Origin of the sequence: Streptomyces sp. NPDC001222, from assembly GCF_042896945.1 — a bacterium.
Classification (GTDB): Bacteria; Actinomycetota; Actinomycetes; order Streptomycetales; family Streptomycetaceae; genus Streptomyces; species Streptomyces gibsoniae.
Genome location: NZ_JBIAXT010000018.1, coordinates 1 through 23,434 on the forward strand (window position 1 = coordinate 1; position 23,434 = coordinate 23,434).

At 72.5% G+C, this 23,434-nt stretch carries 21 protein-coding genes and 1 tRNA gene; 10 read left to right on the top strand and 12 right to left on the bottom strand.

Translation table 11 applies throughout. From position 1 onward, the window contains the following. Nucleotides 1–173 precede the first annotated feature (173 nt). Complete coding sequence (locus ACFY2Z_RS23290; protein ID WP_390746018.1) at nt 174–764, bottom strand: MarR family winged helix-turn-helix transcriptional regulator; 591 nt, start codon at nt 762–764, stop codon at nt 174–176. Nucleotides 765–879: 115 nt separating this feature from the next. Between ACFY2Z_RS23290 and ACFY2Z_RS23295 the strand changes: the two genes are divergently transcribed. The 3 genes from ACFY2Z_RS23295 to ACFY2Z_RS23305 all read left to right on the top strand — a co-directional run bounded on the left by ACFY2Z_RS23295 (nt 880) and on the right by ACFY2Z_RS23305 (nt 5,420). Then, complete coding sequence (locus ACFY2Z_RS23295) at nt 880–2,460, top strand: MDR family MFS transporter (RefSeq protein ID WP_390746019.1); 1,581 nt, start codon at nt 880–882, stop codon at nt 2,458–2,460. 156 nt (nt 2,461–2,616) lie between these two features. After that, nucleotides 2,617–4,779, top strand: a complete 2,163-nt coding sequence (locus ACFY2Z_RS23300; RefSeq protein ID WP_390746020.1) for an MMPL family transporter — start codon at nt 2,617–2,619, stop codon at nt 4,777–4,779. Nucleotides 4,780–4,856: 77 nt separating this feature from the next. Then, the gene (locus tag ACFY2Z_RS23305; protein WP_390746021.1) at nt 4,857–5,420 is read left to right on the top strand and encodes a DUF1707 domain-containing protein; all 564 of its coding nucleotides are present in this window, start codon (nt 4,857–4,859) and stop codon (nt 5,418–5,420) included. A 180-nt stretch (nt 5,421–5,600) separates the two neighbouring features. Here ACFY2Z_RS23305 and ACFY2Z_RS23310 read toward each other — a convergent pair whose 3' ends face one another. From ACFY2Z_RS23310 to ACFY2Z_RS23330, 5 genes are all read right to left on the bottom strand, one after another. Beyond that, nucleotides 5,601–6,077, bottom strand: a complete 477-nt coding sequence (locus tag ACFY2Z_RS23310; protein ID WP_390746149.1) for an SRPBCC family protein — start codon at nt 6,075–6,077, stop codon at nt 5,601–5,603. A gap of 2 nt (nt 6,078–6,079) precedes the next feature. Then, the gene (locus ACFY2Z_RS23315) at nt 6,080–6,334 is read right to left on the bottom strand and encodes an acyl carrier protein (RefSeq protein ID WP_365162573.1); all 255 of its coding nucleotides are present in this window, start codon (nt 6,332–6,334) and stop codon (nt 6,080–6,082) included. A 117-nt stretch (nt 6,335–6,451) separates the two neighbouring features. After that, entirely contained in the window at nt 6,452–7,669 is a 1,218-nt protein-coding gene (locus ACFY2Z_RS23320) for a ketosynthase chain-length factor (RefSeq protein ID WP_390746022.1), read from the bottom strand. After that, complete coding sequence (locus tag ACFY2Z_RS23325; protein ID WP_390746023.1) at nt 7,666–8,937, bottom strand: beta-ketoacyl-[acyl-carrier-protein] synthase family protein; 1,272 nt, start codon at nt 8,935–8,937, stop codon at nt 7,666–7,668. Before ACFY2Z_RS23325 ends, ACFY2Z_RS23320 begins: the two co-directional genes overlap by 4 nt. Beyond that, complete coding sequence (locus ACFY2Z_RS23330) at nt 8,934–9,368, bottom strand: cupin domain-containing protein (protein ID WP_390746024.1); 435 nt, start codon at nt 9,366–9,368, stop codon at nt 8,934–8,936. Before ACFY2Z_RS23330 ends, ACFY2Z_RS23325 begins: the two co-directional genes overlap by 4 nt. 291 nt (nt 9,369–9,659) lie before the next feature. Here ACFY2Z_RS23330 and ACFY2Z_RS23335 point away from each other — a divergent pair, with 291 nt between their 5' ends. Continuing rightward, nucleotides 9,660–12,359 carry a LuxR C-terminal-related transcriptional regulator gene (locus ACFY2Z_RS23335; RefSeq protein WP_390746025.1) on the top strand — a complete coding sequence of 900 codons (2,700 nt, stop codon included), beginning with the start codon at nt 9,660–9,662 and terminating at the stop codon, nt 12,357–12,359. Between the two features lie 20 nt (nt 12,360–12,379). Here the strand turns inward: ACFY2Z_RS23335 and ACFY2Z_RS23340 are convergent, their stop codons facing one another. Together ACFY2Z_RS23340 and ACFY2Z_RS23345 are read right to left on the bottom strand one after the other, a co-directional pair. Further along, nucleotides 12,380–12,577 (bottom strand): hypothetical protein, encoded by a 198-nt coding sequence (locus ACFY2Z_RS23340; protein WP_390746026.1) that lies wholly within the window; start codon nt 12,575–12,577, stop codon nt 12,380–12,382. Nucleotides 12,578–12,587: 10 nt separating this feature from the next. Next, nucleotides 12,588–13,031, bottom strand: coding sequence for a hypothetical protein (locus ACFY2Z_RS23345; protein ID WP_390746027.1), 444 nt, complete (start codon nt 13,029–13,031; stop codon nt 12,588–12,590). Nucleotides 13,032–13,268: 237 nt separating this feature from the next. Here ACFY2Z_RS23345 and ACFY2Z_RS23350 point away from each other — a divergent pair, with 237 nt between their 5' ends. The 4 genes from ACFY2Z_RS23350 to ACFY2Z_RS23365 all read left to right on the top strand — a co-directional run bounded on the left by ACFY2Z_RS23350 (nt 13,269) and on the right by ACFY2Z_RS23365 (nt 15,517). Next, entirely contained in the window at nt 13,269–13,415 is a 147-nt protein-coding gene (locus ACFY2Z_RS23350) for a hypothetical protein (RefSeq protein WP_390746028.1), read from the top strand. A 158-nt stretch (nt 13,416–13,573) separates the two neighbouring features. Further along, the gene (locus ACFY2Z_RS23355) at nt 13,574–14,530 is read left to right on the top strand and encodes an SDR family NAD(P)-dependent oxidoreductase (protein WP_390746029.1); all 957 of its coding nucleotides are present in this window, start codon (nt 13,574–13,576) and stop codon (nt 14,528–14,530) included. 114 nt (nt 14,531–14,644) lie between these two features. Continuing rightward, nucleotides 14,645–14,718: transfer RNA gene (locus tag ACFY2Z_RS23360), tRNA-Pro, on the top strand. Nucleotides 14,719–15,289: 571 nt separating this feature from the next. After that, a complete protein-coding gene (locus ACFY2Z_RS23365) occupies nt 15,290–15,517 on the top strand; it encodes a hypothetical protein (RefSeq protein WP_390746030.1) in 228 nt (75 codons plus the stop codon). 323 nt (nt 15,518–15,840) lie between these two features. Here ACFY2Z_RS23365 and ACFY2Z_RS23370 read toward each other — a convergent pair whose 3' ends face one another. Beyond that, nucleotides 15,841–16,743, bottom strand: a complete 903-nt coding sequence (locus ACFY2Z_RS23370) for a hypothetical protein (RefSeq protein WP_390746031.1) — start codon at nt 16,741–16,743, stop codon at nt 15,841–15,843. Between the two features lie 75 nt (nt 16,744–16,818). On the opposite strand from ACFY2Z_RS23370, the gene ACFY2Z_RS23375 reads away from it, so the two are divergent. Then, the gene (locus tag ACFY2Z_RS23375) at nt 16,819–17,502 is read left to right on the top strand and encodes a hemerythrin domain-containing protein (RefSeq protein WP_390746032.1); all 684 of its coding nucleotides are present in this window, start codon (nt 16,819–16,821) and stop codon (nt 17,500–17,502) included. Between the two features lie 66 nt (nt 17,503–17,568). After that, complete coding sequence (locus ACFY2Z_RS23380) at nt 17,569–18,507, top strand: TIGR03619 family F420-dependent LLM class oxidoreductase (protein WP_390746033.1); 939 nt, start codon at nt 17,569–17,571, stop codon at nt 18,505–18,507. A 9-nt stretch (nt 18,508–18,516) separates the two neighbouring features. Here ACFY2Z_RS23380 and ACFY2Z_RS23385 read toward each other — a convergent pair whose 3' ends face one another. The 3 genes from ACFY2Z_RS23385 to ACFY2Z_RS23395 all read right to left on the bottom strand — a co-directional run bounded on the left by ACFY2Z_RS23385 (nt 18,517) and on the right by ACFY2Z_RS23395 (nt 23,365). Next, complete coding sequence (locus ACFY2Z_RS23385) at nt 18,517–21,903, bottom strand: BTAD domain-containing putative transcriptional regulator (RefSeq protein WP_390746034.1); 3,387 nt, start codon at nt 21,901–21,903, stop codon at nt 18,517–18,519. Nucleotides 21,904–22,062: 159 nt separating this feature from the next. Continuing rightward, the gene (locus tag ACFY2Z_RS23390) at nt 22,063–22,563 is read right to left on the bottom strand and encodes a universal stress protein (protein WP_390746035.1); all 501 of its coding nucleotides are present in this window, start codon (nt 22,561–22,563) and stop codon (nt 22,063–22,065) included. A gap of 82 nt (nt 22,564–22,645) precedes the next feature. Further along, nucleotides 22,646–23,365: a GntR family transcriptional regulator gene (locus tag ACFY2Z_RS23395; protein WP_390746036.1), complete on the bottom strand. Its 720-nt coding sequence runs from the start codon at nt 23,363–23,365 to the stop codon at nt 22,646–22,648. Nucleotides 23,366–23,434 lie beyond the last annotated feature (69 nt).

Genomic DNA, 23,434 nt, shown 5'->3' on the forward strand with positions numbered 1-23,434 from the left:
CGCTGGCAACTCGCCCCGGCCACCGCATAGCGAACAGGGGCTGCCCGGCCTAACGGCCGGACAGCCCCTCACCAAGATCTTCATCAGCCCTCTAGGGCGCGGCGCACCGGAGGAGGCACCGACGCGCCGCCGGGGAGCTCCATCCCCGGCGGCGCGTTCGTGTGTCCGGCCGGTCAGTTTCCGGCGTGCTCGTCCTCGCCGTCCTCGGCCGGGTCGTAGGCGTACTGGCTGCGGACGGGGACGCCCGCGAACTTGCTCAGCAGCCGGGCGAAGTCCTTGCGGTCCCTGGCGGACCAGTCCTGCATGATCTCGCCGAAGTACTCCTGGCGCACCTGGTGCGCCAGGGCGGCCAGGTCGTGTCCCGCCTCGGTCAGCTCCAGGCAGGCGCGCCGGCTGTCGGCCTGTGACGGCACCCGCCGCACATAGCCCGCCTCGACACTCGCCGCCACCAGCCGGCTCGCCCGTGAGGGGTCCACGGCGAGGCGTTCGGCGACCAGACCCACCGTCACCTCCTGGCCCGGCTCCTCGGGTTCCTCCTCGACGGCGTCGACCACGACGGTGTGCGTCAGGTCGATGGACCGGTCGAGCCGACTCGTCACGAAGCGGCCCAGGGTCCGCTTGGTCTGGTTGCGCCGGATGCGGACCATGGCGCGCTCGACGGCGACCAACGCCGGATCCGGCTCGGGGTCGTGGTCGGTCAGGGGGGCCGTGGGGGCGGCCTCGGAGGCGTCGTAGGAGGAGGTCGAGTCCACGGGCTTGGTCATGTCCCCATGGTAGCCGTTGACGTGTGACTTAGGCAGTTCTATGCTGAAGGCATGTAATTGACTTTGGCACGTATGTGCAATTGTCAAATAAATCCTTCGTTCCAGGGGGCTGCCCGTGTCCACCGCCCACGAGGCGCGCGACGGTGCCATCGCATCGCAGGCGACGCCGACCATGACCCATCAGCAGGTGATGCTCGTCTACTTCGGTCTGCTGTTCGCGATGCTGATGGCCACCCTCGACTCCTCCATCGTGGCCACCGCGGTGCCGACGATCGTCGGCGACCTCGGCGGACTCGACCGCATCGGCTGGGTCGGCGCGGCCTACATCCTCGCCACCAGCGCGGTGATGCCGCTCGCCGGCAAACTGGGCGATCTCCTCGGCCGCAAGCCGGTGTTCCTCGCCTCCACCGTCGTCTTCCTGGCCGGTTCCGCGGCCTGCGGCGCGGCCCAGAGCATGACCCAGCTCATCGTCTTCCGGGTGGTGCAGGGCATCGGCGGCGGCGGAGTGATGGCCGCGATGTTCGCCCTCACCGGCGATCTGTTCAGCCCCCGCGAACGCGCCAAGTACCAGGGGTACTCGGCAGGCGTCTTCGCCCTGTCCGCCATCGGCGGGCCGCTCGCGGGCGGCTTCTTCTCCGACCACCTCACCTGGCGCTGGGTCTTCTACGTCAACCTGCCCATCGGAGCGGTGGCCTTCGCGCTCGTCGCGGTCTTCCTCAAGGGCCGTACGCACGTGGAGCGTCCGCGCATCGACTACCTCGGCATGCTGCTGCTGTCCGGCGGACTCGTCGCCCTCGTCCTGGCCGCCAACTGGGCGGGCACCAGGTACGCCTGGGGCTCCCCGGTGGTGATCGGGCTCTTCACCGGCGCCCTCGCCCTGCTGGTGGCCTGGGTCGTCGTGGAGCGCCGGGCCGCCGAGCCTGTCATCCCGCTGCATCTGTTCCGCGACTCGACCTTCGACATCTGCAACCTCGTGTCCCTGGTCGCGGGCCTGACCGGCTTCGGTCTCGTCTTCTTCCTGCCGCTGTATCTGCAGATCTCCTCGGGCGCCACGGCCACCAACTCCGGCCTGCTGCTGCTCCCGATGATGTTCGGCCTGATGATCGCCTCCTTCGGGGTCGGCGGCGCCGTCGCCAAGAGCGGCCGCTACAAGTGGTTCCCGGTCGCCAGCATGGCCGTCTCCGGCATCGCCGCCTACCTGCTCTCCACCATGGACGCCGACACCGGCAGAGTCACCTCCGGCTTCTACATGTTCCTGCTCGGCGTCGGCGCGGGCCTGTCCCAGCAGGTGGTCGTCGTCGCCGTGCAGAACGCCGCGCCGCCCCGCGACATGGGGGCCGCGACCTCCACGGTCACCTTCAGCCGGATGCTCGGCACCTCCTTCGGTGTCTCCGTGTTCGCGACGATCCTCAACCACCGGCTGGGCCACGAGATCCCCCGGTATCTCTCGGCGAAGGACGCGAGCCGTCTGCCGTCGGGCGGGTCCATCGGCCCCGAGTGGCTCAAGCACCAACCGCAAAGCCTGCGCGACGGACTGGCCCAGGCCTACGCACATGCGCTCAGCCCGGTCTTCCTGACCGCCGCGGTGATCCTCGCCGTGGGCTTCGCCGCCTCCCTGTTCCTCAAGGACGTCGTGCTCGAACAGCGCGGCTGGGGCGGCACCGCCACCGAGACCCCCGCCGAGGCCGCCGGCTGACCGGCGGGGGTTCACCCCGCCGTCCCTTCCCCGCCGTCCCCCGGGCGGGGAGGGGACGGCCCAGCCGGCCGGCACCTCCCGTACCTGCCTCGCACCTTCGCACCTTCGTACCTCCACAACCCCGCCTCACCGGGCGGGTCGGGAAAGGAAACACCGATGCCGGTCTGGAAGCGGCTCGCGGTCTGGCCCGCGGGCTCCCGCACCAAGTGGGCGGTCCTGCTGCTGTGGCTCTTACTCGCCTTCGTGGCGGGGCCGCTGGGGTCCAAGCTCACCTCGGCCCAGAGCAACGACGCCACCGCCTGGCTGCCCAAGAGCGCCGAGTCCACCCTCGCCTTCGAGGCGGGCAAGCACCACTTCGGCGTCGGCAACACCCTGCCGGCGGTGGTGGTCTACTCCCGCGACGGCGCCGTCACCGCCGAGGACCGGGCGAAGGCCGACGCGGACCGCGCCCGCTTCGGCCACTACAGCGACGGCGCCCTCGCGCCCGTCGCCGCCTCCCAGGACCGCAAGGCGCTGCTTCTCACGGTCCCGCTGACCATGCACGGCGACGACGGCTTCAACCAACTCGTCGACCACGTCAAGGACATGCGTCACCAGGCCCGTACGGGCGCCCCGGGCGGCCTCCAGGTCGACGTCACCGGACCCGGCGGCTCGGCCGCCGACCTCGCCGGTGTCTTCGGCGGCGTCGACGGACCCCTGCTGCTGGCCACCATCGCCGTCGTCGCCCTCGTCCTGCTGCTGACCTACCGCAGCCCCGTCCTCTGGCTCGTCCCGCTCCTGTCCGTGGGCCTGAGCGCGGCCCTGGCCAACGCGGTCGTCTATCTGCTGGCCACCCACGCCGGACTCGTCGTCAACGGCCAGAGCGCCAGCGTGCTGACCGTCCTCGTCTTCGGCGCGGGCACCGACTACGCCCTGCTGCTCATCGCCCGCTACCGCGAGGAGCTGCGCCACCACGCCAACCGCCACGAGGCGATGGCGCTCGCGCTGCGCCGCTCGCTGCCCGCGATCCTGGCCTCCGCCACCACTGTCACACTCGGCCTGCTCTGCCTGCTCGCCGCGCGCATGAACTCCACCCGCGGTCTCGGCCCGGTGGCGGCCGTCGGGATCGTCGTCGCCTATCTCGCCATGACCACCCTGCTCCCCGCCCTGCTGGTGATCCTCGGCCGCTGGCTGTTCTGGCCGTTCGTGCCGCGCGCCGGCGCCGACACCACCACGGACGAGGAACACGGCGTCTGGGGGCGCATCGCCCGTTGGGTGGCCCGCCGTCCGCGCACCATCTGGCTCGTCGGAGCCGTCGCGCTGGCCGCCTGCGCCCTCGGCGGCCTCGGTCTGCGCACCGGACTGACGCAGGCGGACTCGTTCACCACCACCCAGGAGTCCGTCGTCGGCCAGAGCGTCGTGGCCCGGCACTTCCCGGCCGGCTCCGCCTCCCCCTTCGACGTCTACGCCGCCGCCGACCGTACGACCGAGGTCACCGCGGCACTCGAACGCACCCATGGCGTCGCCCGCGTCCTGGACCCGCAGCGGTCCGGCGACTGGGTGCATCTCAAGGCCGTGCTCACCGACCCGCCCGACAGCAAAGCCGCCGAACACACCATCGAGCAGGTCAGGGACGCGGTGCACGCCGTGCCCGGCTCCTCGGCCCTGGTGGGCGGCGACACCGCGACCCGGCTGGACACCGCCCGCGCCTACACGCACGACGAACGGACCGTCATCCCGCTCGTCCTCGCCGTCGTCTTCCTGGTGCTCGTCGCCCTGCTGCGGGCCCTGGTCGCGCCGGTGCTGCTGCTCGCCAGCGTGGCGCTGTCCTTCCTCGCCGCCCTCGGCATCTCCGTCCTGCTCTTCCGCGGTATCGGGCATCCCCGCTCGGACGAGTCGCTGATCCTGATGGGCTTTTTGTTCCTGGTCGCCCTCGGCGTCGACTACACCATCTTCATGGTGACCCGGGCCCGCGAGGAGGCCGCCGTACGCGGTCACGCGGCCGGTGTGGTGCGCGCGGTCGCGGTCACCGGCGGCGTGATCACGAGTGCGGGGCTGGTGCTGGCCGCCACGTTCTCCGTGCTCGGGGTGCTGCCCGCGGTGAGCATGCTGCAGATGGGAATGCTCGTCGCCGTCGGCGTCCTGTTCGACACCCTGCTGGTGCGCACCCTGCTCGTTCCCGCGCTCGCCCTGGACGTCGGTCCCCGGCTGTGGTGGCCGAGCGCACTCGCCCGCCAGGCGGTGCCGGCGGCGGCCCGGGGCGCTGTCCCGGTGCCGGGACCCGCACGGACGGGAGAGCCCGGCGCCTCGGAGTCCGCCACCGCGCGACCCCGCCGCTGAACCTCGCCCGACTCCCGTACAACCCCGTACGACGGCCGTACGACGTCGGGAACGACTGCCAAGGAGGCACGGACACCATGGCCGCACCCATCCACCACCGCATCGGCGACCAGGAGCGGGAGTCCGCCGCCCGGCAACTGGGCGAGCACTTCGCGAGCGGCCGTCTGACCAAGAGCCAGCTCGACGAGCGGCTCGGCGTGGTGCTCGCCGCCGAGACAGCGCCCGCCCTGGACGAGGCGCTGCACGACCTGCCGGAGCCTTCCGTGCCGGTGCCGGATCAGAAACGCCGGGGCCGGTGGGCCACGGCCGCCGCCCGGCTGAAGTCGCGGCGCGGCACGCGCGCCCTGGCCCTCGCCCTGGCCGCCTGGGGGGCCGGCGGGGTCCTCTTCGGCGCGGACTGGCTGCTGTCCTGGCCGGCCCGGCTGCTGCTCGTGGGCGGGATCGCGGTGGCGCTGCTGGGCGGCCGCCCCCACCGCACCGGCCACGATCGCCGTCCGGGCCGCGTACGGGGCGGCCCGGACGGCCACTTCCCGGGCGGAGGCCGGCCGATGGGCCACGGCGGCCCCTTCGGTCACGGCGGCGGACGCCCCGGCCGGGGCGTCCGCCGCCATGGCTCCGACCCCCGACTCCCGTCGGTGTGACATCCCCCGCGCACTGACGGGCCACGTGGCCCGGGGAGCACGTCAGACGTGCTCCCCGGGCCACCCTCATGCCGTCGGCGCCCCGGCACGACCGACCGGAACCGCGCAACCGGAACGCCCGGCCGGTACCCGCCCCCACGACGGGCCCGGCCGGGCGCGATCCGCTGTCCCCCGGCCCGCTCAGCCGGCCGGAGCGGCCTCCGTGCGGGCCACCCGCTCGATCCGCTCCTTGATGGCACTCATCTGCACCTTCGTGTTCTTCAGCAGATGCTCGGCCATCTCCGGGTCGCCGTAGGGCAGTTCGTCCCGCACATGGAAGTCCTGCACCCACCGCATCTCGATCCCGCCCGACGGGAGTGTCCGGTACTCCCAGAAGATGTTCATGTACGCGAAGGGCCCGGTCTCGATCCGGTGCGCCCGTACCGTGCGCGTCCGCACATCGGTGGTGCGCTCCGAGACCCACGACCGCTGGATCCCCTCCTCGTCCGGATGCATCGTCAGCCGGAACCGCACGGTGTCACCGTCCCGGTCGAGGATCTGCACCGACGCGTACTCGGTGAACAGGTCCGGCCAGGACGCGACATCGTTCGTCATCCCCCAGACGAGGTCCATGGGGGCCTCGATCACCACGCTGGACTCGGTGTGCCCGGCGGCCATGGTCACGCCCCCGCCTTCTGCGCGGCCACGTACTCGACCAGCGCGCCCGGCGTCTCGATGTCGTTGAGCGCCTCGTCCGGGATGGCCACGCCCAGCCGCCCCTGCACCTGGGTCACCACCTCGAGGACGGCCAGCGAGTCGTACCCGAGGTCGGTGAACGCCGTGTCGCCGATGTCGCCGTCCAGGTTCACCGATTCACCCGTGCCCACACAGTGCCGCATGATCTCGCGGAGGCCGTCGAGGGTCAGTTCGTCCATGTCTGTCTCCGTTCCATGACGAGTCGTTGAGGTCGTTGAGGAGCTGAGCGGTTGCCGGGGCACGGGGCGGCGCCGTCGAGGGCTCCCGCCCCGTGCCCTGCCGCCTGAGCCGGCCGGTCAGGCGACGGACTTGACCACCACGGCCGCGTTGAACCCGTTGTGGCCACGGGCGATCACCAGCGCCGTACGCACCCGCGCCTCCCGGGGGTCCCCGAGGATCAGGTCGACCGGGCAGTCGGGCGAGACGTCGGTGACGTTCAGGGTCGGCGGGATCACCCCGTGCCGCAGGGACAGCAGCGCCGCGACGAGGTCGACGGTCGGCCCCGCCGCGTACATCCGGCCGGTGGCCGTCTTCGGCACGGTCACCGCCACCCCACCGGGCCCGAACACACCGGCCAGCGCCTCGCACTCCAGCCGGTCCAGACGTGGCACGCCGTAACCGTCGGCGAACACCACGTCCACGTCCTCTGGGGCGGTCCGCGCATCGGCGAGGGCGCCCTCGATCGCGCGCCGGAGGTTCGGCCCGCGCCCGGTGCGCGGATGCGGGTCGAAGGCGGTCGCGTACCCGGCGATCTCCCCGTACGGCCGCACCCCCCGGGCCCGGGCCGAGGCGGCCTCCTCGACCAGCAGGATCGCCCCGCCCTCGCCCGGCGTGTACCCGTGGGCCGCCACGTCGAAGGGGAGATAGGCACGGCCGGGGTCCGTGTCGAGGCTCACCAGACCCGGCGGGATCTGCCCGACCAGACCGGAAGGGGAGAAGGACGAGTCGGTGCCGCCCGACAGCGCGAACGTACCGCCGTTGCGGATCACCCGCCGCGCCTGCCCGACGCAGTCGAGACCGCCGGCCTGGTCGGTGATGAACACCCCGCTCGGGCCGCGCATCCCGTACCGGATGGAGATCTGACCGGAGTTGGCCGCGTAGAACCAGGCGATGGCCATGTACGCGCCGACCTGGGACGGCCCCTTGGCGTACAGGTTCTGCATCTCCCGCTGGCCGAACTCGGCGCCGCCCGTCGCGTTGGCCGTGACGACGCTCATCTCGTACTCGGGCTGCTCCCCGGGGTCCAACTCGCCGTCGCGCAACGCCTCGTCGGCGCAGACGAGTCCGAACTGCGTCATCAGCGCGGTCTCCACGACCACCCGGCTGGGCAGCAGATCGCCCGGCACGAAGTCGGGCACCTCGCCGATGACCTTGATCGGATAGCCGGAGGGGTCCATGCGCGTCATCGGGCCGAGCCCGCTGCGGCCGTCCAGCGCGGCCGCCCAGTACGCCTTGGCCCCGATGCCGGTCGGCGCCAGTACGCCGAGCCCCGTCACCACCGCTCGGCGTGTCATGCGTACGTCCTCTCCGGTGCGGCCACCACGATGGCGCTCTGGAAACCGCCGAACCCGCTGCCGACGCTGAGCACCGCGTCGGTGCGCTGCTCCCGGGCGGTGACCGGCACATAGTCCAGATCGCACTCGGGGTCGGGGACGGACAGATTGGCGGTCGGCGGGATCGCGTCGCGGTCGATCGCCAGACAGCAGGCGGCGACCTCGATGGCGCCGATCGCGCCGAGCGAGTGCCCGATCATCGACTTGATGGAGCTGACCGGCGTCTCGTAGGCGTGGTGCCCCAGACTGACCTTGAACGCGGCCGTCTCGTGCCGGTCGTTCTGCTTGGTGCCCGAGCCGTGCGCGTTGATGTAGTCGATGTCCTCCGGGTTGAGCCGCGCCTGGCCCAGGGCGACCCGGATCGCCTCGGCCATCTCCCGCCCGTCGGGCTTGAGTCCGGTCATGTGGTAGCCGTTGGCCCGGCTCGCGTAGCCGCGTACCTCGCAGTACACGCGGGCGCCGCGGCGCAGGGCGTGCTCCCGCTCCTCGAAGACCATCACGGCCGAACCCTCGCCGAGGATCAGCCCCTTGCGGTCACGGTCGAAGGGCCGGCACGCGTGCTCGGGGTCGTCGTTGGCGGTGGACTGGGCGCGCAGGGTGTCGAAGCACGCCACCGTGACGGGCGAGACCGGCGCGTCCGTGCCCGCGGCCAGCACCACGTCGGCGCTGCCCTCCCGGACGAGTTCGAAGCCGTGGCCGAGCGCGTCGATGCCCGAGGTGCAGCCGGTGGACACCAGCGCCACCGGGCCCTCGGCGCCCACGGTCCAGGCGACCTCGGCCGCCATCGAGCTCGGCACCATCACGTCGTACAACTGGGGCACCGCGTACTCCGGGTCCACCAGCCACTTGCGGCCGCCGTCGCTGAGGACGACGTACTCACGCTCCATCAGCTCGGTGCAGCCGATGGCGTTGCCGAGCGACACGCCCACCCGGGACGGGTCCAGCGCGTCCGCGGCCAGACCGCTGTCGGCCAGCGCCTCCCGCGAGGCGACCAGCGCGAGCTGCCCCGCCCGGTCCAGGCGGCGGGCCTCCTGCGGGGAGAGCCCGTTCGCCGCCGGGTCGAAGTCGATCTCGGCAGCGACCTGGCAGCGGAAGCCGGACGGATCGAAGTGCGTGATCCGCCGGGTCATCGAGCGGCCGGCCATCAGGGTGTCCCAGAACGCGGGCACACCGAGGCCGCCGGGAGCCGCCACGCCGATGCCGGTGACGACGACACGCCGCTCGCTCATGCGCGCCCCCCGACCTGGGGGAGGCCGCCCTCGCCGGGCAGCTCCTCGGTGTCCACGTGCCCCAGGTCGGGGCGCGGGGCGAGCGGGCCGAGGAAGAAGACCGCGAACAGGTCCTCGTCGCCGTCGTTGTCCATCCGGTGCCGCACGTTCTTCGGCACCATGAACGAGTCGCCGGCCGACAGCTCGACCGGCTGTCCGTCGAGGCGGAGCGTCATCTGTCCGCGCACGATGTAGAAGAACTCCTCGGAGTACGGGTGGTAGTGCTCGGAGACGAACTCCCCGGGCAGCAAGGTCCCCGCACCCATGAAGCCGGCGGTGGCGCCGCAGGTCTTCGGGCTCAGGAGGACGCGCAGGTCGCCGCCCCGGCGACGATTCGGCTCCACGTCGGTGAACGCGACCTTCCCGGGTTCTGTCCGCGGGGCTGGGGGCATGGCAATCTCCTTCTCCGACCAGGTGGGGCCCCGTCCACACAGCGGCACGCCAGGGCCGAGTCGAAGAATGACAACGGGCTCTCCAAGGAGCCTGGGGAGCATCTGAAGACCACCGGCCGGCGGTTCCCGGCCGGTCGGCGGGCACGGGGCGCTTGGGCAGGCCGGGCAAGGGGCGGGGCGTCCGCGTACGTCCGGACGGGCGCTCTCCGATGGCGGCTTCCCCGGCGTGACGCGAAGATCCGAGAAGGGACTGTCCGGCTGTATGACCCGAGGGCTGTTGGTGGACCTGTCATGCCGCTTCCTGCATCCGGCGGACACCGGGATCCGCCCCCGGGGCCGCTGGCCCCGAACGGCGACCCCCTGCTGGCGGCGCGGTTCACCGTGCCCACCCCGCCCCGCACCTGTCTGCGCAGACCTCGCCTGACGGAGCGGCTGGAACAGGGCGTCGAAGGACCCCTGACGCTGGTCAACGGCCCCGCCGGCGCCGGCAAGACCCTGCTCGTCGCCGACTGGATCACCGCTGGGGGCGCTCCGGGCCGCACCGCATGGCTGACGGTGGCGGCCGACGACAACGCGCCCGGCGTGTTCTGGACCTACGCCCTGGAAGCCCTGCGCCGCCACGGCCTGGAGGCCCCCGAGGAGATCGGCAGTCCGGCCCGCCCCGGCGAGGTGGACCACTCCCTGCTGACCAGGCTCGCCGCGCGGCTCAGCCGGCGGACGCAGCCCCTGATCCTCGTCCTCGACGAGTTCGACCGGATCGTGACCTCGACCGAGGTCGCCGAGCAACTCCAGTTCGTCCTGCGTCACGCGGGCGGCGGACTGCGCCTGCTGATCATCAGTCGTACGGAGCCCCTGCTGCCGCTGCACCGGTACCGGGCCGCCGGCGAGGTCACCGACATCCGCGGCGCCGACCTCGCCCTCAGCCCGCAGGAGGCCGCCGCGCTCCTCGACCGCCACGGCCTGCGGCTGTCGGACGCCGGCACCCGGGCCCTGACCGAGCGGACCGGTGGCTGGGCGGCCGGTCTGAGGCTGTGCATCCTCGCGGCGCAGGGCGCCGAGGACCCGGAGACCTTCCTGAAGGACTTCGAGGCGGGCCGCAGCACCCTCGCCGACTTTCTGCTCGCCGAGGTGCTCGACGCCCAGCCGGCCGAGACCCAGGACCTGCTGCTGCGCACGAGCGTCCTCGAACAGATCCATCCCGGGCTCGCGGGCGCCCTCACGGGCCGTGACGACGCCGAAGGGATCCTCGCGGCACTGCAGCGCGCCAACGCCTTCGTCGAGAGCATCGGCGGGGCCTGGTACCGGCTGCACCCCCTGTTCGCCGAGATCCTCCGGGTCCATCTGCGCGTCAGGCACCCCGGCCTGGAGCCCGAACTCCACCGCAGGGCCGGCCGCTGGCTGTGCGAGGCGGGACTGCTCACCGAGGCACTCCCGCACGCCGCGGCGGCCGGCGACTGGGAGCCGGCCACCACCCGGTTCATCGCTGAACCGGCGATCGGACGGCTGCTCACCGGACTCGACGCCGAACGCCTCGACGCACTCTTCTCCCGGATGCCGCCGGACGCCCGAGGACCGGCCGCGGACCTGGTGCGCGCCGCCCGCGCACTGGCCTCGCACGACCTCGACCGGGGCCTTGGCCATCTGTATCGTGCCGAGCGGCACCTGCCCGCCGACGACGCCCCCGACTCCGCCGCCCTGCGCCTGAGCTGTGCCCTGTTGCGCGTCCTCGCCGCCCGGACGACCGGCTCGGCCGACCTCGCCGAGGCCGCCGCCCGGGACGCCGAGACGGCCCGGCGCGCCCTGCCCGCCGACCGGCTCGCCCGCCATCCGGAACTGTCCGCCCTGCTGCTCAGCGACCTGGGGTCGGCCCAGCTGTGGGCGGGACGCCTGGAGGCCGCCCGGTCCGCCCTGAGCGCCGCCGCGCTGGTGGACGACGGTCCGCAGACCGCGCACCTGCGGCAGGAGTGCCTCGGCGGGCTGGCCCTGATCGACTTCCTGCACGGCCGGCCGGGCCACGCCGAGACCCACGCCGCGGAAGCGGTCGCCGAGGCCGAGCGGGCCGGTCTGCCGCCCGCCACCCGGGCCGGTGTCGCCCAGCTGGTGCTGGCTGCCGTGGCCATCGAACGCGACGACCTCGCGGCGGCCCGTACGCACCTCGACCACGCCGCAGCGGCGGCCGCGCACGAGCCGCTCGTCACCGCGGGCCTGGCACTGCTGCGGTCACGTCTGCTGCTCGCCCGGGGAAGGCCACGGGCGGCGCTGCGGCTGGTGGCCGCGCCGGGACCACCGTCCGCCACCGTCGAACCCTCGCCCTGGCTGCGGGAGCGGGTGGCCCTGGCGATGGCCGCCGCCCATCTCGCCGAAGGCCGTGCCGACATCGCGTCCCGGGTGCTGGAGGGGGCCCTCGGTGAGCGGGGCGGGGGAGCGGAGACCCTGGTCGCGGCGGTGCGCGCCCGTCTCGCCGCCGGTGACGAGGAGGCGGCACAGGTCCTGCTCGCGCGGCTCCCCGTCGGCCGGGGCGAGGGGCCGGGCATCGAGGTACGGGTGCTGCTCGCGCGGGCCCAGGCCGCGGACGCACGGGGCGACGACGCCGAGGCCCACCGCCTGGTCGCCCGGGCTCTCGCCGTGGCCCGGCCCGAGCGTCTGCGGCGGCCGTTCCTGGAGTGCGGCACCTGGCTGCGGCGACTGGCGCGGCGGCGCGCCGCCCTGGCCCAGGGCCACGACTGGCTGGGGGCCGGGCCGATGGGCCACGCCCCGGTGCGCGACGCCCCCCAGGAGAGTATGCCCGCGCCCGTGACGGAGACGCTCAGCGAGCGTGAGCGCGAGGTGCTTCAGCGGCTGGCCCAGCTGATGTCGACGGAGGAGATCGCGGCCGACCTGTATCTGTCGGTGAACACCGTCAAGACCCATCTGAAGAGCCTCTACCGCAAGCTGGCGGTCACCCGGCGCAGCGAGGCCGTACGCCGCGCGAGGGAGCTGGACCTCCTGTGAGGCCCCGGACGGAGCGCGGATCACCCCGGCAGATGTCGCAACTCCACCACCCGCAGGCCCAGTGACTGGCAGCGCGCCAGCAGGCCGTACAGCTGCGCCTCGTCGGTGACCTGGCCGAACAGCACGGTCTGGTCGGACACGACGCAACTGTCCAGCTCCGGGAACGCCTCGCTCAGCGCCCTCGGCAGCGGTCCGTCGACCCGGATCTCGCAGCGCATGCCGGTCCGGTCACCTCCGCCTGCCGAGGCCCGGGAAGGTCCTGCGGCCGGACACGCACAGCGCCCAGATGATGAGGCCGTACAGCACGATCAGCAGGAGCGACCACTCCAGGTAGTACGGGGCGGACAGGACACGGACGGCGATCACCAGGGCCGTCAGGGCCACCCCGAGGACCCTCGCCCAGGCCGCTTGCGCCAGCAGCCCGAAGCTCACGGCCACGGCGACAACTCCGAGGCACAGATGGACCCAGCCCCACCCCGTCACATGGAATCTGAAGACGTAGTCACGGGTGGCGACAAAGACGCCGCCCTGGGTGAGCGCCATGATGCCCCGGTAGATCGCGAGGACGCCGGAGCAGAACAGCATCACGGAGGCGAACAGGGTCAGGCCGATGGCTGCCGCCGCCGTCAGAGCGCCGGGCGAGCGACGAGGGGACGGGGTAGTGGCGGCCATGGGAGTTCTCCTTTCCGCGTCCGGCTGCCGTGCGCAACCGCTCTCCAGTGAGAGTGCGCCCCCATTGCCCGTGCGCACCTCACCCGCCAGGGGTGACATCGGGATCCTGCGGGCGCCGGTGCCCAGGCGGAACGGTCCCCGACGGGGCTCCACGACATGCGCGTTCCGCCATTCGGCCGCATCCTGAAACCGCCCACCACACCAGGCCGCACAGGCCGACCACCTACGGGAGGTCCTGTGATCCTGATTGCCCTCCTCGTGCCGGTCCTGATGATGGCCATCCTCTTCGGGATGGCCGCCTTCGAGGAATTCCTCTTCCTACGCCCGACATCCACGGACGACACCAACCCTCCGGCCGACGAGGCGCAGACGCCCTCGCCCTGAGGCGCCAAAGGACACATCCGGAGCCCGGACCCCGGTCGGCGCGGCGGCTGTCGGTGATCCGTAGGCGACCTGTCGGCGGCCTCCGCCACCGTGGGTGACGGACCGGCCCTTCGTGGACGGCCACGACGTCGAGTCGCCCACCGAGGGAGCCCACCGCCATGCCGTCCGCATCACCCATGCCGCCCGTAGCTCCCTGGGACGTCCACCGGCTGCCGCGTGCCGACGGCGCCGTCTTCCTCGTCACCGGCGGCAACGCGGGCATCGGCTACTTCATCGCGGAGCAACTGTCCACCACCGGAGCCACGGTGGTACTGGGGAGCCGGAACCCGGCGAGGGCGGAGGCCGCCCTGACCTCGCTCCGCTCCCGGGTCCCCGGCGCCCGGGTGTCCGCCCTGCGGCTGGACCTCGCCGACCTGTCGTCGCTGGAGGCCGCCGTGGCGTCGCTCGCACCGGCCCGGCTCGACGCGGTGGTCCTCAACGCCGGGGTCGCCCTCGACGACCCGCCGCGCCGGGAGACCGGCGCCGGTCACGAGCTCATGTTCGGCACGAACCACCTCGGGCACTTCGCGCTGACCCGGTGGCTGATGCCGTTGCTCTCCGCCGCCCCGGCGGCCCGCGTCGTCACCGTGGGCAGCTTCGCCGCGAAGTCCGAACGGCTGGACCTCGCCGACCTCCAGTCCCGCCGCGACTACCGGCCCCGACGCGCCTACGGCCGCTCGAAGCTCGCCCAGATGTACTTCGCCCTCGAACTCGACCGCCGTCTGCGCGCACTCGACGGCACGGTGGCGAGCGTTCTGGTCCATCCCGGCGGTGCCCTGGACTCCCTCACCCCCTCACGGCCACCCGTGCACGAGCGGACCGTCGGCGCCTGGCTGCGCGCCCGGCCCGCCGGCATCGTCCTCCAGGGCAAGCACGCGGGCGCATGGCCCGCGGTGAGAGCCGTGCTCGACCCTGGCGTGCGCGGCGGCGGGCTGTGGGGCCCGCGCGCCTACGGTCTGCGTGGCAGGCCCCGTCCGGTTCCGCTGTGGGCCCATCTGACCGACACCTCGGTCGCCGCCCGGCTGTGGGACGCCAGCCGTGCCCTGACCGGCGTCGACCCCGTCCCCGAGCCCTGACGGCGGTCTCATGACCACCCGGCCCGGCCGTCGGCGCCCACGCAGGTGAGGTCCCTCCGCAGCGTGCGGTAGGGTTTACCTGCGTGATCACGCGGAACACCGCGGACGACGCACCGGGACGTGGCGCAGCTTGGTAGCGCACTTGACTGGGGGTCAAGGGGTCGCAGGTTCAAATCCTGTCGTCCCGACTTTACGGAGTCGCAGGTCAGAGGCCATTTCAGAGAGGATCTGAGGTGGCCTTTTGATCATTTTCGGGGACCTGTTGGGGACCAGTCCGCTTGAACACGGCCAAAGCCCACCTGACTCAGTCAAGGTGGGCCATCCGGCCCTCCGCGACAGGGCTAAGGTGCTTGTGTGCTTCCGGCCCTGTCACGGACGCCGGTCGGTCGGCTCGTCGCTCTTGGGGGGCCGGAGGGCGCCCGGGCGCTGGACGTCTGATCGGAGGCGCTGGCGGCTTGGTGGCCGTGGAGTCGATAGACCATTTCGCCGGGACAACGGTCCAGACGGGCCTGCCGCCAGGCAGCGTCACAGGACAGGGGCGTTGTGCTGTGTCGTTGAACGAGTACGGCTCGGGCGCTGGTGAGAGAGGCAAGCAGTACTCGCCACAGGACGAGCTTCATGGATGCGCCCTTCGAGGTGTCTCGTCGGACCCAGGTATATCCATCGGCGCGATGCTGGGCAGACTGCCGCCGTTAAGAGCCTTGAGGGAGTCGGACAGCACGAGCATGGCTGCTGTCGCTTCTCGATGTCCGCGAACCCTTGGTCGACCTGCTCCCATTGCTGCAGGAGTGGGAACCACCAGCGGTCGCAGGAGCAGATCAGGCGGGCGAGGCGCTGGAGTTCGGCAACGTGCTCGTCGCCCGGGGCGCTGGGGGCGTGGTGCTCAAGTTGGTCCAGGACGACGAGGTCCGGGTGATCGTAGAGGTTGTCCTTCAAGAAACGCAGACGGCGGATGCGTTGTTCGTCCTCTGCCCGCTGTGCAAGTAGGTCCTGGGCGGTCCTGGGCAGCCCGAGAGCCGCGTAGACCTTCAACAGGCAGTAGTCCGGGGCGCGGCGGGGCAGACAGCCGAGGGCGGCGTTGACGGCGTCCTGAGCGGCGGGTACGTCCGAGGCTGTCAGACGTGCCGCTGTAGCGGAGGCCGTGGCATGCAGGGCGGCGCGCACTGCCTCCTCCACATTGGGAGGCACACGCCAGAGTGGTCGCCAGGTGATCGTGTACACGGCCTCGAACGCGATGCCGTCTGTGGCACTTGGCAGCAGACGCGGCTGGACAGACGTACTCCTACGGACCGCGCGGCGCCATGGCCACCTCATGTGAGGTTCTCTTCGAGCGGGAAGACCGTGCGCAGGCGGCTGTCGACGAGGTGGTTGTAAAAGTCTTCAGCCACGCTGACGCCGTCAGCCGTGGAGATGCCACGCAGCTCGTTCATGAGCTTCATGCCGGCCTCGAACATGTTGTGGCCGCGTAGCGCAGGCAGGAGCTGGCCGCGCAACTGTGTGTAGGCGCTGGGATCGCCGGCGCACGAGCGGATCCAGTCCGTCAGACGCGAGATGACCTGGGCAGCGGTGTCCGATGAGGAGAGCAGACTGTTGAGGGCTTGCTGTACGTCGATGTCCTGGGGAGGCGTGGACACGAGCCACGGCGCGCCGTCACGGCGAACGGTCATCAGCGCGAGGAAGGCCGGTGAGCCGCTGCGTGCGGACACTTTGCCCTGTTGCCGGCCCTGGACCTCACCGACCAGTCGCTGTTTCACGGTGGGGTGTTGGGGGAGATCGTCGAAGGCGGTCAGGACTTGGCCCGCGGCGTCGGTGTTCTTGTGCGCGACGCGGCGCAGGCGCATCATCGCGCGCTTGGCCAGAGATGTGCCGACCGAGGAGTCCTCCAGGATCCGTTGGCACAGTGCAATGACGGCGGGCGCGTAACTCTTCTGTTCCGCCCACCCGTAGGGCGCTGCCCACGCCAGGCGGCCGACGTGTTCGTTGCGCACGGCCTTTTCCAGGACCGCACCAAGCACCTCTGGCCGGCTGCTGCCGACGAGCTCGCCCAACTCGGTGAGGTAGTCCACCGTTCCGTGCCGCACGGTGAGTTCGGCCAGCGCCGCCACGCCGTGGTCCTCCGGATCGGCGTTCTGGGCTGTTGTGACGAGCCAGGTCAACAAGGGTTTGCGCATGGCGTCGTAGTTGTCCCAGACATACTCCAGCGACGTGGGCATGTTCGGCCCCGCAAGGGCGGGGCGGGGCAAGTCGGATGCAAGTGCCTCGCAACGGGGCTCCGAAGACTGGGTGTCATGACTTCGAGCAACACTTCCGATTCCACCGTCCACCCCTACACCCGCGAGATGGCGATGATCCACCAGGTGTTTCGCCGCGAGTCGCGCCTGCTGGCCGAACTCCTCCAGGACGTGCGCCCCACCGACACCGCCCGCTCCCGGATCCTCGCCGAGCACTGGCGGCAGTACTCCATCGGCCTGCACGCCCACCACACCGGCGAGGACGAGATGCTCTGGCCGGTCCTGCTGCCTCACCTGGACCTCGATGCCGAGCAGGTCCTGGCGATGGAGGCGCAGCACCGCGAGCTCGACAACGGGATCGCCGAGGTCCAGGGCCTCATGGACCGGTGGCAGGCTCAGGCACTGCCGGAGGACCGCGACGAGCTCGTCGAGGCGCTGCGCAGGCACCACCGGCAGCTGTGCGCCCATCTCGACGAGGAGGAGCGGCAGGTCATGCCGCTGGTCGCGCTCCACGTGAACGAGAAGCAGTGGCATGCGGTGGGGGAGCGGGGCCTCGCCGAGACGCCCCGGAACCGGCTGATGATCGCCCTGGGCGCCATCCTGGAGGACGCCTCACCCGAGGAGCGTCGGGAGTTCCTCGCCCGGCTGCCCCTCCCAGCCCGGGTGCTGTGGAGGCTTCTCGGGCGGCGGCAGTACCGCCGCGAGACCGTCCGGATCCGCGGCCGGCGCACGACCGCATGACGGGCCGATCCTGTCCGCCCGCCGGCTACCCTGCTCCGCCCCGTACCGATCGAGGAACTCTCACTGATGCGCATCGGATTCTCCGTACCCCAATTCGGGCCGTTCGCCGATCCCCACCGCACCGCCGGAATGTGCACGGCGCTGGAAGCGCTGGGCTGCCACAGCCTCTGGGTGGCCGACCGGCTCCTGGCCCCGCTGGCCTCCCCCGAGGGCTACCTCGGAGGGAAGGAGATGCCCGTCCGGTACGGCACCCATCTCGACCCGCTGCTCGCGCTGGGCGTGGCGGCCGCGGCGACCGAACGGATACGTCTGGGCAGCAGCACGCTCAACGCCCTGTGGCAGCCGCCCCTCGTGCTCGCCCGGGCGCTGACGACCCTCGACCTGATCAGCTGCGGACGCCTGGACGTGGGCATCGGGCTGGGCTGGATGCGTGAGGAGTACGAGGCCGCCGGGGTGCCGTGGCGGGGCCGCGGCGCGCGGCTGGAGGAGACCCTCGACGTCCTCGATGCCGTATGGCGCTCCGATACGGTCGTCCACACCGGCCCGCTGTGGACGATCCCCGAGTCGACCGTCCTGCCCAAACCGCTTCAGAGCCCGAGGCCGCCGATCCTGCTGGGCGGCTTCACCGGGCTGGCGCTGGAGCGGGTCGGCAGGCGTGCGGACGGCTGGCTCGCGGCCTCGATGCCGCTGCCCTACTTCCACGGTCTTTGGGCGGTCGCCGTGGAGGCCGCCGAGCGTGCGGGGCGGGACCCGGCGGGTCTGCGCCGGGTGTTCCGCGTGAACGCCGAGGTCACCAGGGCCGAGGCCGACCCGGCGGAGACCCACCACCGCGGGACCGTGCGCCAGATCTGCGAGCACCTCCGGTTGATGTGCGAGGCGGAGACCGACGAGGTACTCGTGGACCTGCAGTTGACGACGGACTCGCCCGAGGAGTTCCTCGACCTGGCGGCAGCGTTCATGGCCGAACTGGCCGAGCCCTCCCCGCACCGGCCGCCGCTGGCGTGAAGGGTGCCTCTACGCCGGCGCCGGTCCGCCCAGAGCGGTCCGGGCGGCATCCGCCCAGTGGGGGGAGCCCCACGCGGCCGCCACTCGCTCGGCTTCGAGGTAGTGGCCCCGGGCGTCCTCCGGGCTGCCCAGGAACTGGGCGATTTCGCCCAGGGTCTGCGCCACGGGCCGGAAGACGAGGCTCAGGCTGCTTGCTCCGCCCGCGAGCCCGCTGAGGGGCAGCAGGTCCTGGTAGACCTCGGCGGCCACCGCCCTGTCGCCGAAGGCGATGGCGGCCATGCCGCGCAGCCCGGCCAGGACGGGGTAGGCGAAGTCGCGCCGCAGCGGCACGCGCCGGTCGAAGACCTCCCGGGCCTCCTCGGGGCGGCCGGCGGCCAGCAGCGCGAGGGCGGTGAGAGCTTCGTTGTGCGGCTGGTACTGCTCCCACACCGCGAGCAGTACGGGCAGGACCTCGGCGAGCCGTCCCTGCTGCAACCGGATGCAGCCGACGGCCAGGCCCGCCAGCCCGCTGAGATCCACCGCGCCCCGTGCCCGCAGCTCCGCCACCGCCGACCCCAGAGCCTGCTCCGCCTCCTCGAAGCGCCCCTGGGCCATGGCGAGCATGGGCCGGCGCAGTCTGGCCACTGCGAACGCGCCCTGGAGTTCGTACGCGCGGGCGATCTCGTCGGCACGTACGAGGCACCGTTCCATCTCCGCCGGGTCGTTGCGGCCGGCTGCGATCCGGGCGGCGGTGTAGGCACTCATCCAGGAGTATTCCGGGCTCTCCTGGGAGCCGGCCACCGCGGCGAGTTCCGTGTGGAGCTCCAGGTAGGCCTCGGGATCGAGTTCGCCGTCGACACGGCGCAGCTGAGACGTGAGCGTCAGACCCCGTAGGCGGGGTTCGCCCATGCTCCGGGCGAGTTCGACGGCCTGGCGCCCCACGGCCGCGGCCCGGGGATCGGCGTCGTCGAGCGCGTCGGCGAGCTGGTCGAGGAGCAGGCACCGCTGCCGGTCCGTCAGGCCCCCGTCCTCCAGCAGCTTTCCGAGTTCCTCGACGGCCTCGGGGTCGGAGGCCGCGTACGCGCGCACGCGCCAGGGCGTCGGTTCGGTCCATGTCGTGTATGCGGCGGTCAGCAGGTCGGGCCGGCCCTGCGCACGGGCGACCCGTACGGCCTGTTGCTGTGCCTCGCGGGCGGGTACGACGGCCCCCATTCGGATCCGGCAGTCCACCAGCTGTCCCAGCAGCATCACGCGCAGCAGAGCGGCGTCCTGGTCGGCGAAGGCGGCCGGATGGTCGGCGAGGACGGCGAGGGCGGCGTTCAGGAGGGCTTCGGCGTTCTGAGGGGCGTAGCGGCGCACGGCCTGTTCGCAGGCCAGCCGGGCGTGGTGGACCGCCGCCGTGGCATCGGCGGTCACGACCGTGGCTGCCCGAAGGTGGTGGTGGGCCGTGGTGGCGACGTCGTCCGAGCCGAGCGCGATCAGCCCCCGGCCCAGCCGGGAGTGCATCCGGGCCAGCCGCAGCCGGGTGAGGTCGGCCTCCAGGGCGTCCCGTACGAGGGCGTGGCTGAAGCGCACCGTACCCGGACGCGGCTCGGTGAGCAGTCCGGCGGTGACGCCCGCGTCCAAGGCGTCGAGGAGCTGGTCGGCATCGCTGTCCGCGGCGTGGATGAGGAGGGCCACCGGAGCCTCGCGTCCGGCGACGGCCGCCAGTCGCAGGCCGGCCGTGACGGTCGGGGCGAGTAGGGCCAGCCGTCGCCGCAGCACGTCCTGGACTCCCTGCGGGACGCGGGCCAGCGCCTGCTCCTCGCCCTCACCGGCCAGCAGGAGCGAACTCTCGCGCAGGTAGAAGGGGTTTCCCCCGGCCCGTTCGGCCAGTGCCACCGCAGCCCGATCGCTCATGTCGGTCGCGGCGGACCGCAGCAGTTCCTTCGCCTGGGCGTCCGACAGACCGCCTAGCACCAGACGTAGCGGAGAGCAGGCGGCCAGGCGCGCCAATGCCCCGGTCAGATCGCCCTCACCGGTACGGTACGAGCCCACCAGGAGCAGCGGTGCGTCGCGCAACTGCTCGGCGCAGAGCACGAACAGTTCGATGCTCTCCTGGTCGCCCCGGTGCAGGTCGTCCAGCACGATCGCCAGCGGTCGCCGACCGGCCGTGTCACGCAGCCATCCGAGCAGTGCCCGGTGCAGGCGGAAGCGCCCGGCCGGGCTCCCGTCGAGCTGCCCGGAGTCGCTCGCGGTGCCCGGAGCCAGCAGGGGTGCGAGCTCATCGGCGTACGGGCCCGGCGGCGCGGCCTGCGCCAGACTCGGCAGCATGTCGAACCAGGCCCGGCCGGGCGGGGCCCCATCGGTCTCCGGGCACTGTCCGGACCCGACCAGCCAGCCCTGCCTCGGCAGTTGACGGACGGCGGCCTCCAGCAGGCACGATTTGCCGATGCCGGCCTCACCGGAGACCAGGACCACCTGAGCCCGGCCGCCCCGGGCCCGGTCCGCCGCGGCGGCGATCCGCGCCAGCTCCTCGTCACGGCCCAGGAGCCGGTCCGCCGCCAGCACCGTCGGCGTCCCGTGGCCGACCACCGCGACCGGACGCTCCACCGCCGCCCCGACGGCGGCCGACTCGGCTCGAACGGTGACCGCGGCGGGTGCCCCGGTCGCCCGGCGGAGAACGTCAAGACGCTGGTGCAGCAGAGCCTGCTCCAGCTCCACCAGAGCGGGCCCGGGCTCGACGCCGAGTTCATCGCCGAGGACGTGCCGGGCCCGCCGCAGGGCGGCCAGGGCGTCACCTTGGCGGTCGCGAGCCCACAGCGCCAGGGCCAGTAGCCGCCAGCCCTCCTCGTGCAATGGCTGCTCCCGCGTGAGAGCGCCCGCGTCGGCGAGGGCCTGTGCGGCCTGCCCGCAGCCCAGCCGTGCCGCGGCGAGCCGTTCACGGGCGGTGCGATGCACCTCCTCCAGGCGAGCGCGTTCACCGGCAGTCCACGGTTCGTCGGCGAACTCCGCGTACGGCTGCCCGCCCCACGAGGCGAGCGCATCGGTCAAGCCCTCGACGGCGACGTGGGCAGGCAACTCCGTCGCTGAGCAAGCCGCCACCCGGGCCTCGAACACCCAGGCGTCCACCGCGCTCTCGTCCACCGCGAGGGCGTAGCCGTAGGGGGCGCTGACCAGCAGCCGCGCAGGCGTCCGCGGCGCCCGTTCCGGTTCGAGGAGGCGCCGCAGACGCGCGATGTAGGCATGGAGTGACGCCTGCGAGCTCGACGGGATACGCGTCGGCCACAACCTCTCGATGATCCGCTCCGTGGGCACGACCGCCCCACGGGCGAGCAGCAGTTGGACCAGAACCGTCCGGGCGAGCCGGCCACCCGCATCAACCGCGCGGCCGTTGACCTCGACCCGGAACGAGCCGAGAACCTTCAATGTGACCATGACAAGGACATCGTAAACGGCACACCGCAACCCGACGAGCCCGCAGCATTCACGCCGGACAGACTTCAGCACCGCCCTGTTCTCCGGGCCTCGACTCGGCTGCCGCTCGCTCATCCGCCGGGCCGGCCGGTGGGCCCGGGAACAGGGTGCGGGACCGGCCTATCGGTGGTGCGGCGGCCGAGGCGGCGCCGGTGGGATGGTGTCCGTGCCGGGGGCGGCTTCGGGCCAGACGAGCAGGACCGGGCACGGGGCGTGGTCGACGACGAAGCGGCTGGCGGGGCCGAGGCTGTGGGGCCCGAGGCGGGTGCGGTCGCCGTCCCGGGCGAGGACGAGCAGATCGGCGCCCTCGGCGGCGGCCACGACCTCCCGTTCCACGCGGCCGGTGCGTTCCTGCCGGGTGCACGGCCGCCCCAGACGTTCCGCGGCCGCGGTCAGGAGGTGTTCGCCGGCGGCGGTGGCCAGGTGCTCCAGCGCGGTCCCGGGGTCGCGGTCGGGGTGCGCGCGGCCGAGCAGTCCGGCGAAGGCGCCATGGGCGGCGCCCGGCGCGCCGGGGTCGGCGACATGCAGCAGCACGATGTCGGCGCCCTCGGGGGCGTGGGTTCTGGCGGCCTCCACGCAGGCGGGCCAGCTGCCTTCGACGATCCAGGCGATGACGGTCACGGTTGTTCGGCCTCCGATCCCTTGGGGCGAGGCCCACAGTGCCACCCCGGCGACCGTTCCCGCACCCGGATCGCCGACCGGTTCACCTCGGGCCGGCGTACCGGTCGTCCTCGCCGGGGGCGGACCACAGACCCCGCACATGGCCCAGATGCCGCGTCATCACCTTCCGTACGGCCTCCCCGTCCCCGTCCAGCAGGGCGTCCAGGAGTTCGAGGTGCTCCTGCGCGGAGGCGAGCAGCCGGCCGGCCTCCACGAGCGCGGTCAGCCCGTACAGCCGGGACCGTTTGCGCAGATCGCCCACGACCTCCACGAGGTGGCCGTTGCCGGCGAGCGCGAGCAGACCGAGGTGGAAGCGGGTGTCGGCCTCGACATACGCGATGAGGTCCCCGGCGGCCGCGGCGGAGACGATCTCCCGCGCGGCCGGGCGCAGGGCCTCCAGCGAGACGCGGTCCGCGCTCCGGGCCAGCTCGACCGTGGTCGGGATCTCGATGAGGGAGCGGATGTGGGTGTACTCGTCGAGCTGCTTCTCGGAGACGGCGGTGACCCGGAAACCCTTGTTGGGGACGGTGTCGACCAGGCCCTCCTTGGCCAGGTCGAGCATGGCCTCGCGCACCGGGGTCGCCGAGACGCCGAAGCGGGCGGCGAGGGTCGGCGCGGAGTAGACCTCGCCTGGGCGCAGTTCGCCCGTCACGAGAGCGGCGCGCAGGGCGTCGGCGACCCGCTCGCGATAGCTGCTCTTCTTTCCGCCCAGCGTGGGCAGGGCGGGAGCGGCGGACGGCGAACCGGTGCGCGGGGCGGCCATGAAGTGTCTCCTCGTACGGGCACCTGCGGGGGGCGGGAAGCGGCATCGCACAGCCCGGTTCCGCAGATT

Coding starts and splice junctions, on each gene's coding strand:
- ACFY2Z_RS23375 (WP_390746032.1), top strand. CDS start 16,819: ATGACTTCGAGCAACACTTCCGATTCCACCGTCCACCCCTACACCCGC.
- ACFY2Z_RS23355 (WP_390746029.1), top strand. CDS start 13,574: ATGCCGTCCGCATCACCCATGCCGCCCGTAGCTCCCTGGGACGTCCAC.
- ACFY2Z_RS23335 (WP_390746025.1), top strand. CDS start 9,660: ATGCCGCTTCCTGCATCCGGCGGACACCGGGATCCGCCCCCGGGGCCG.
- ACFY2Z_RS23395 (WP_390746036.1), bottom strand. CDS start 23,365: ATGGCCGCCCCGCGCACCGGTTCGCCGTCCGCCGCTCCCGCCCTGCCC.
- ACFY2Z_RS23380 (WP_390746033.1), top strand. CDS start 17,569: ATGCGCATCGGATTCTCCGTACCCCAATTCGGGCCGTTCGCCGATCCC.
- ACFY2Z_RS23315 (WP_365162573.1), bottom strand. CDS start 6,334: ATGGACGAACTGACCCTCGACGGCCTCCGCGAGATCATGCGGCACTGT.
- ACFY2Z_RS23345 (WP_390746027.1), bottom strand. CDS start 13,031: ATGGCCGCCACTACCCCGTCCCCTCGTCGCTCGCCCGGCGCTCTGACG.
- ACFY2Z_RS23320 (WP_390746022.1), bottom strand. CDS start 7,669: ATGACACGCCGAGCGGTGGTGACGGGGCTCGGCGTACTGGCGCCGACC.
- ACFY2Z_RS23330 (WP_390746024.1), bottom strand. CDS start 9,368: ATGCCCCCAGCCCCGCGGACAGAACCCGGGAAGGTCGCGTTCACCGAC.
- ACFY2Z_RS23305 (WP_390746021.1), top strand. CDS start 4,857: ATGGCCGCACCCATCCACCACCGCATCGGCGACCAGGAGCGGGAGTCC.
- ACFY2Z_RS23370 (WP_390746031.1), bottom strand. CDS start 16,743: ATGCCCACGTCGCTGGAGTATGTCTGGGACAACTACGACGCCATGCGC.
- ACFY2Z_RS23340 (WP_390746026.1), bottom strand. CDS start 12,577: ATGCGCTGCGAGATCCGGGTCGACGGACCGCTGCCGAGGGCGCTGAGC.
- ACFY2Z_RS23385 (WP_390746034.1), bottom strand. CDS start 21,903: ATGGTCACATTGAAGGTTCTCGGCTCGTTCCGGGTCGAGGTCAACGGC.
- ACFY2Z_RS23300 (WP_390746020.1), top strand. CDS start 2,617: ATGCCGGTCTGGAAGCGGCTCGCGGTCTGGCCCGCGGGCTCCCGCACC.
- ACFY2Z_RS23325 (WP_390746023.1), bottom strand. CDS start 8,937: ATGAGCGAGCGGCGTGTCGTCGTCACCGGCATCGGCGTGGCGGCTCCC.
- ACFY2Z_RS23310 (WP_390746149.1), bottom strand. CDS start 6,077: ATGGCCGCCGGGCACACCGAGTCCAGCGTGGTGATCGAGGCCCCCATG.
- ACFY2Z_RS23290 (WP_390746018.1), bottom strand. CDS start 764: ATGACCAAGCCCGTGGACTCGACCTCCTCCTACGACGCCTCCGAGGCC.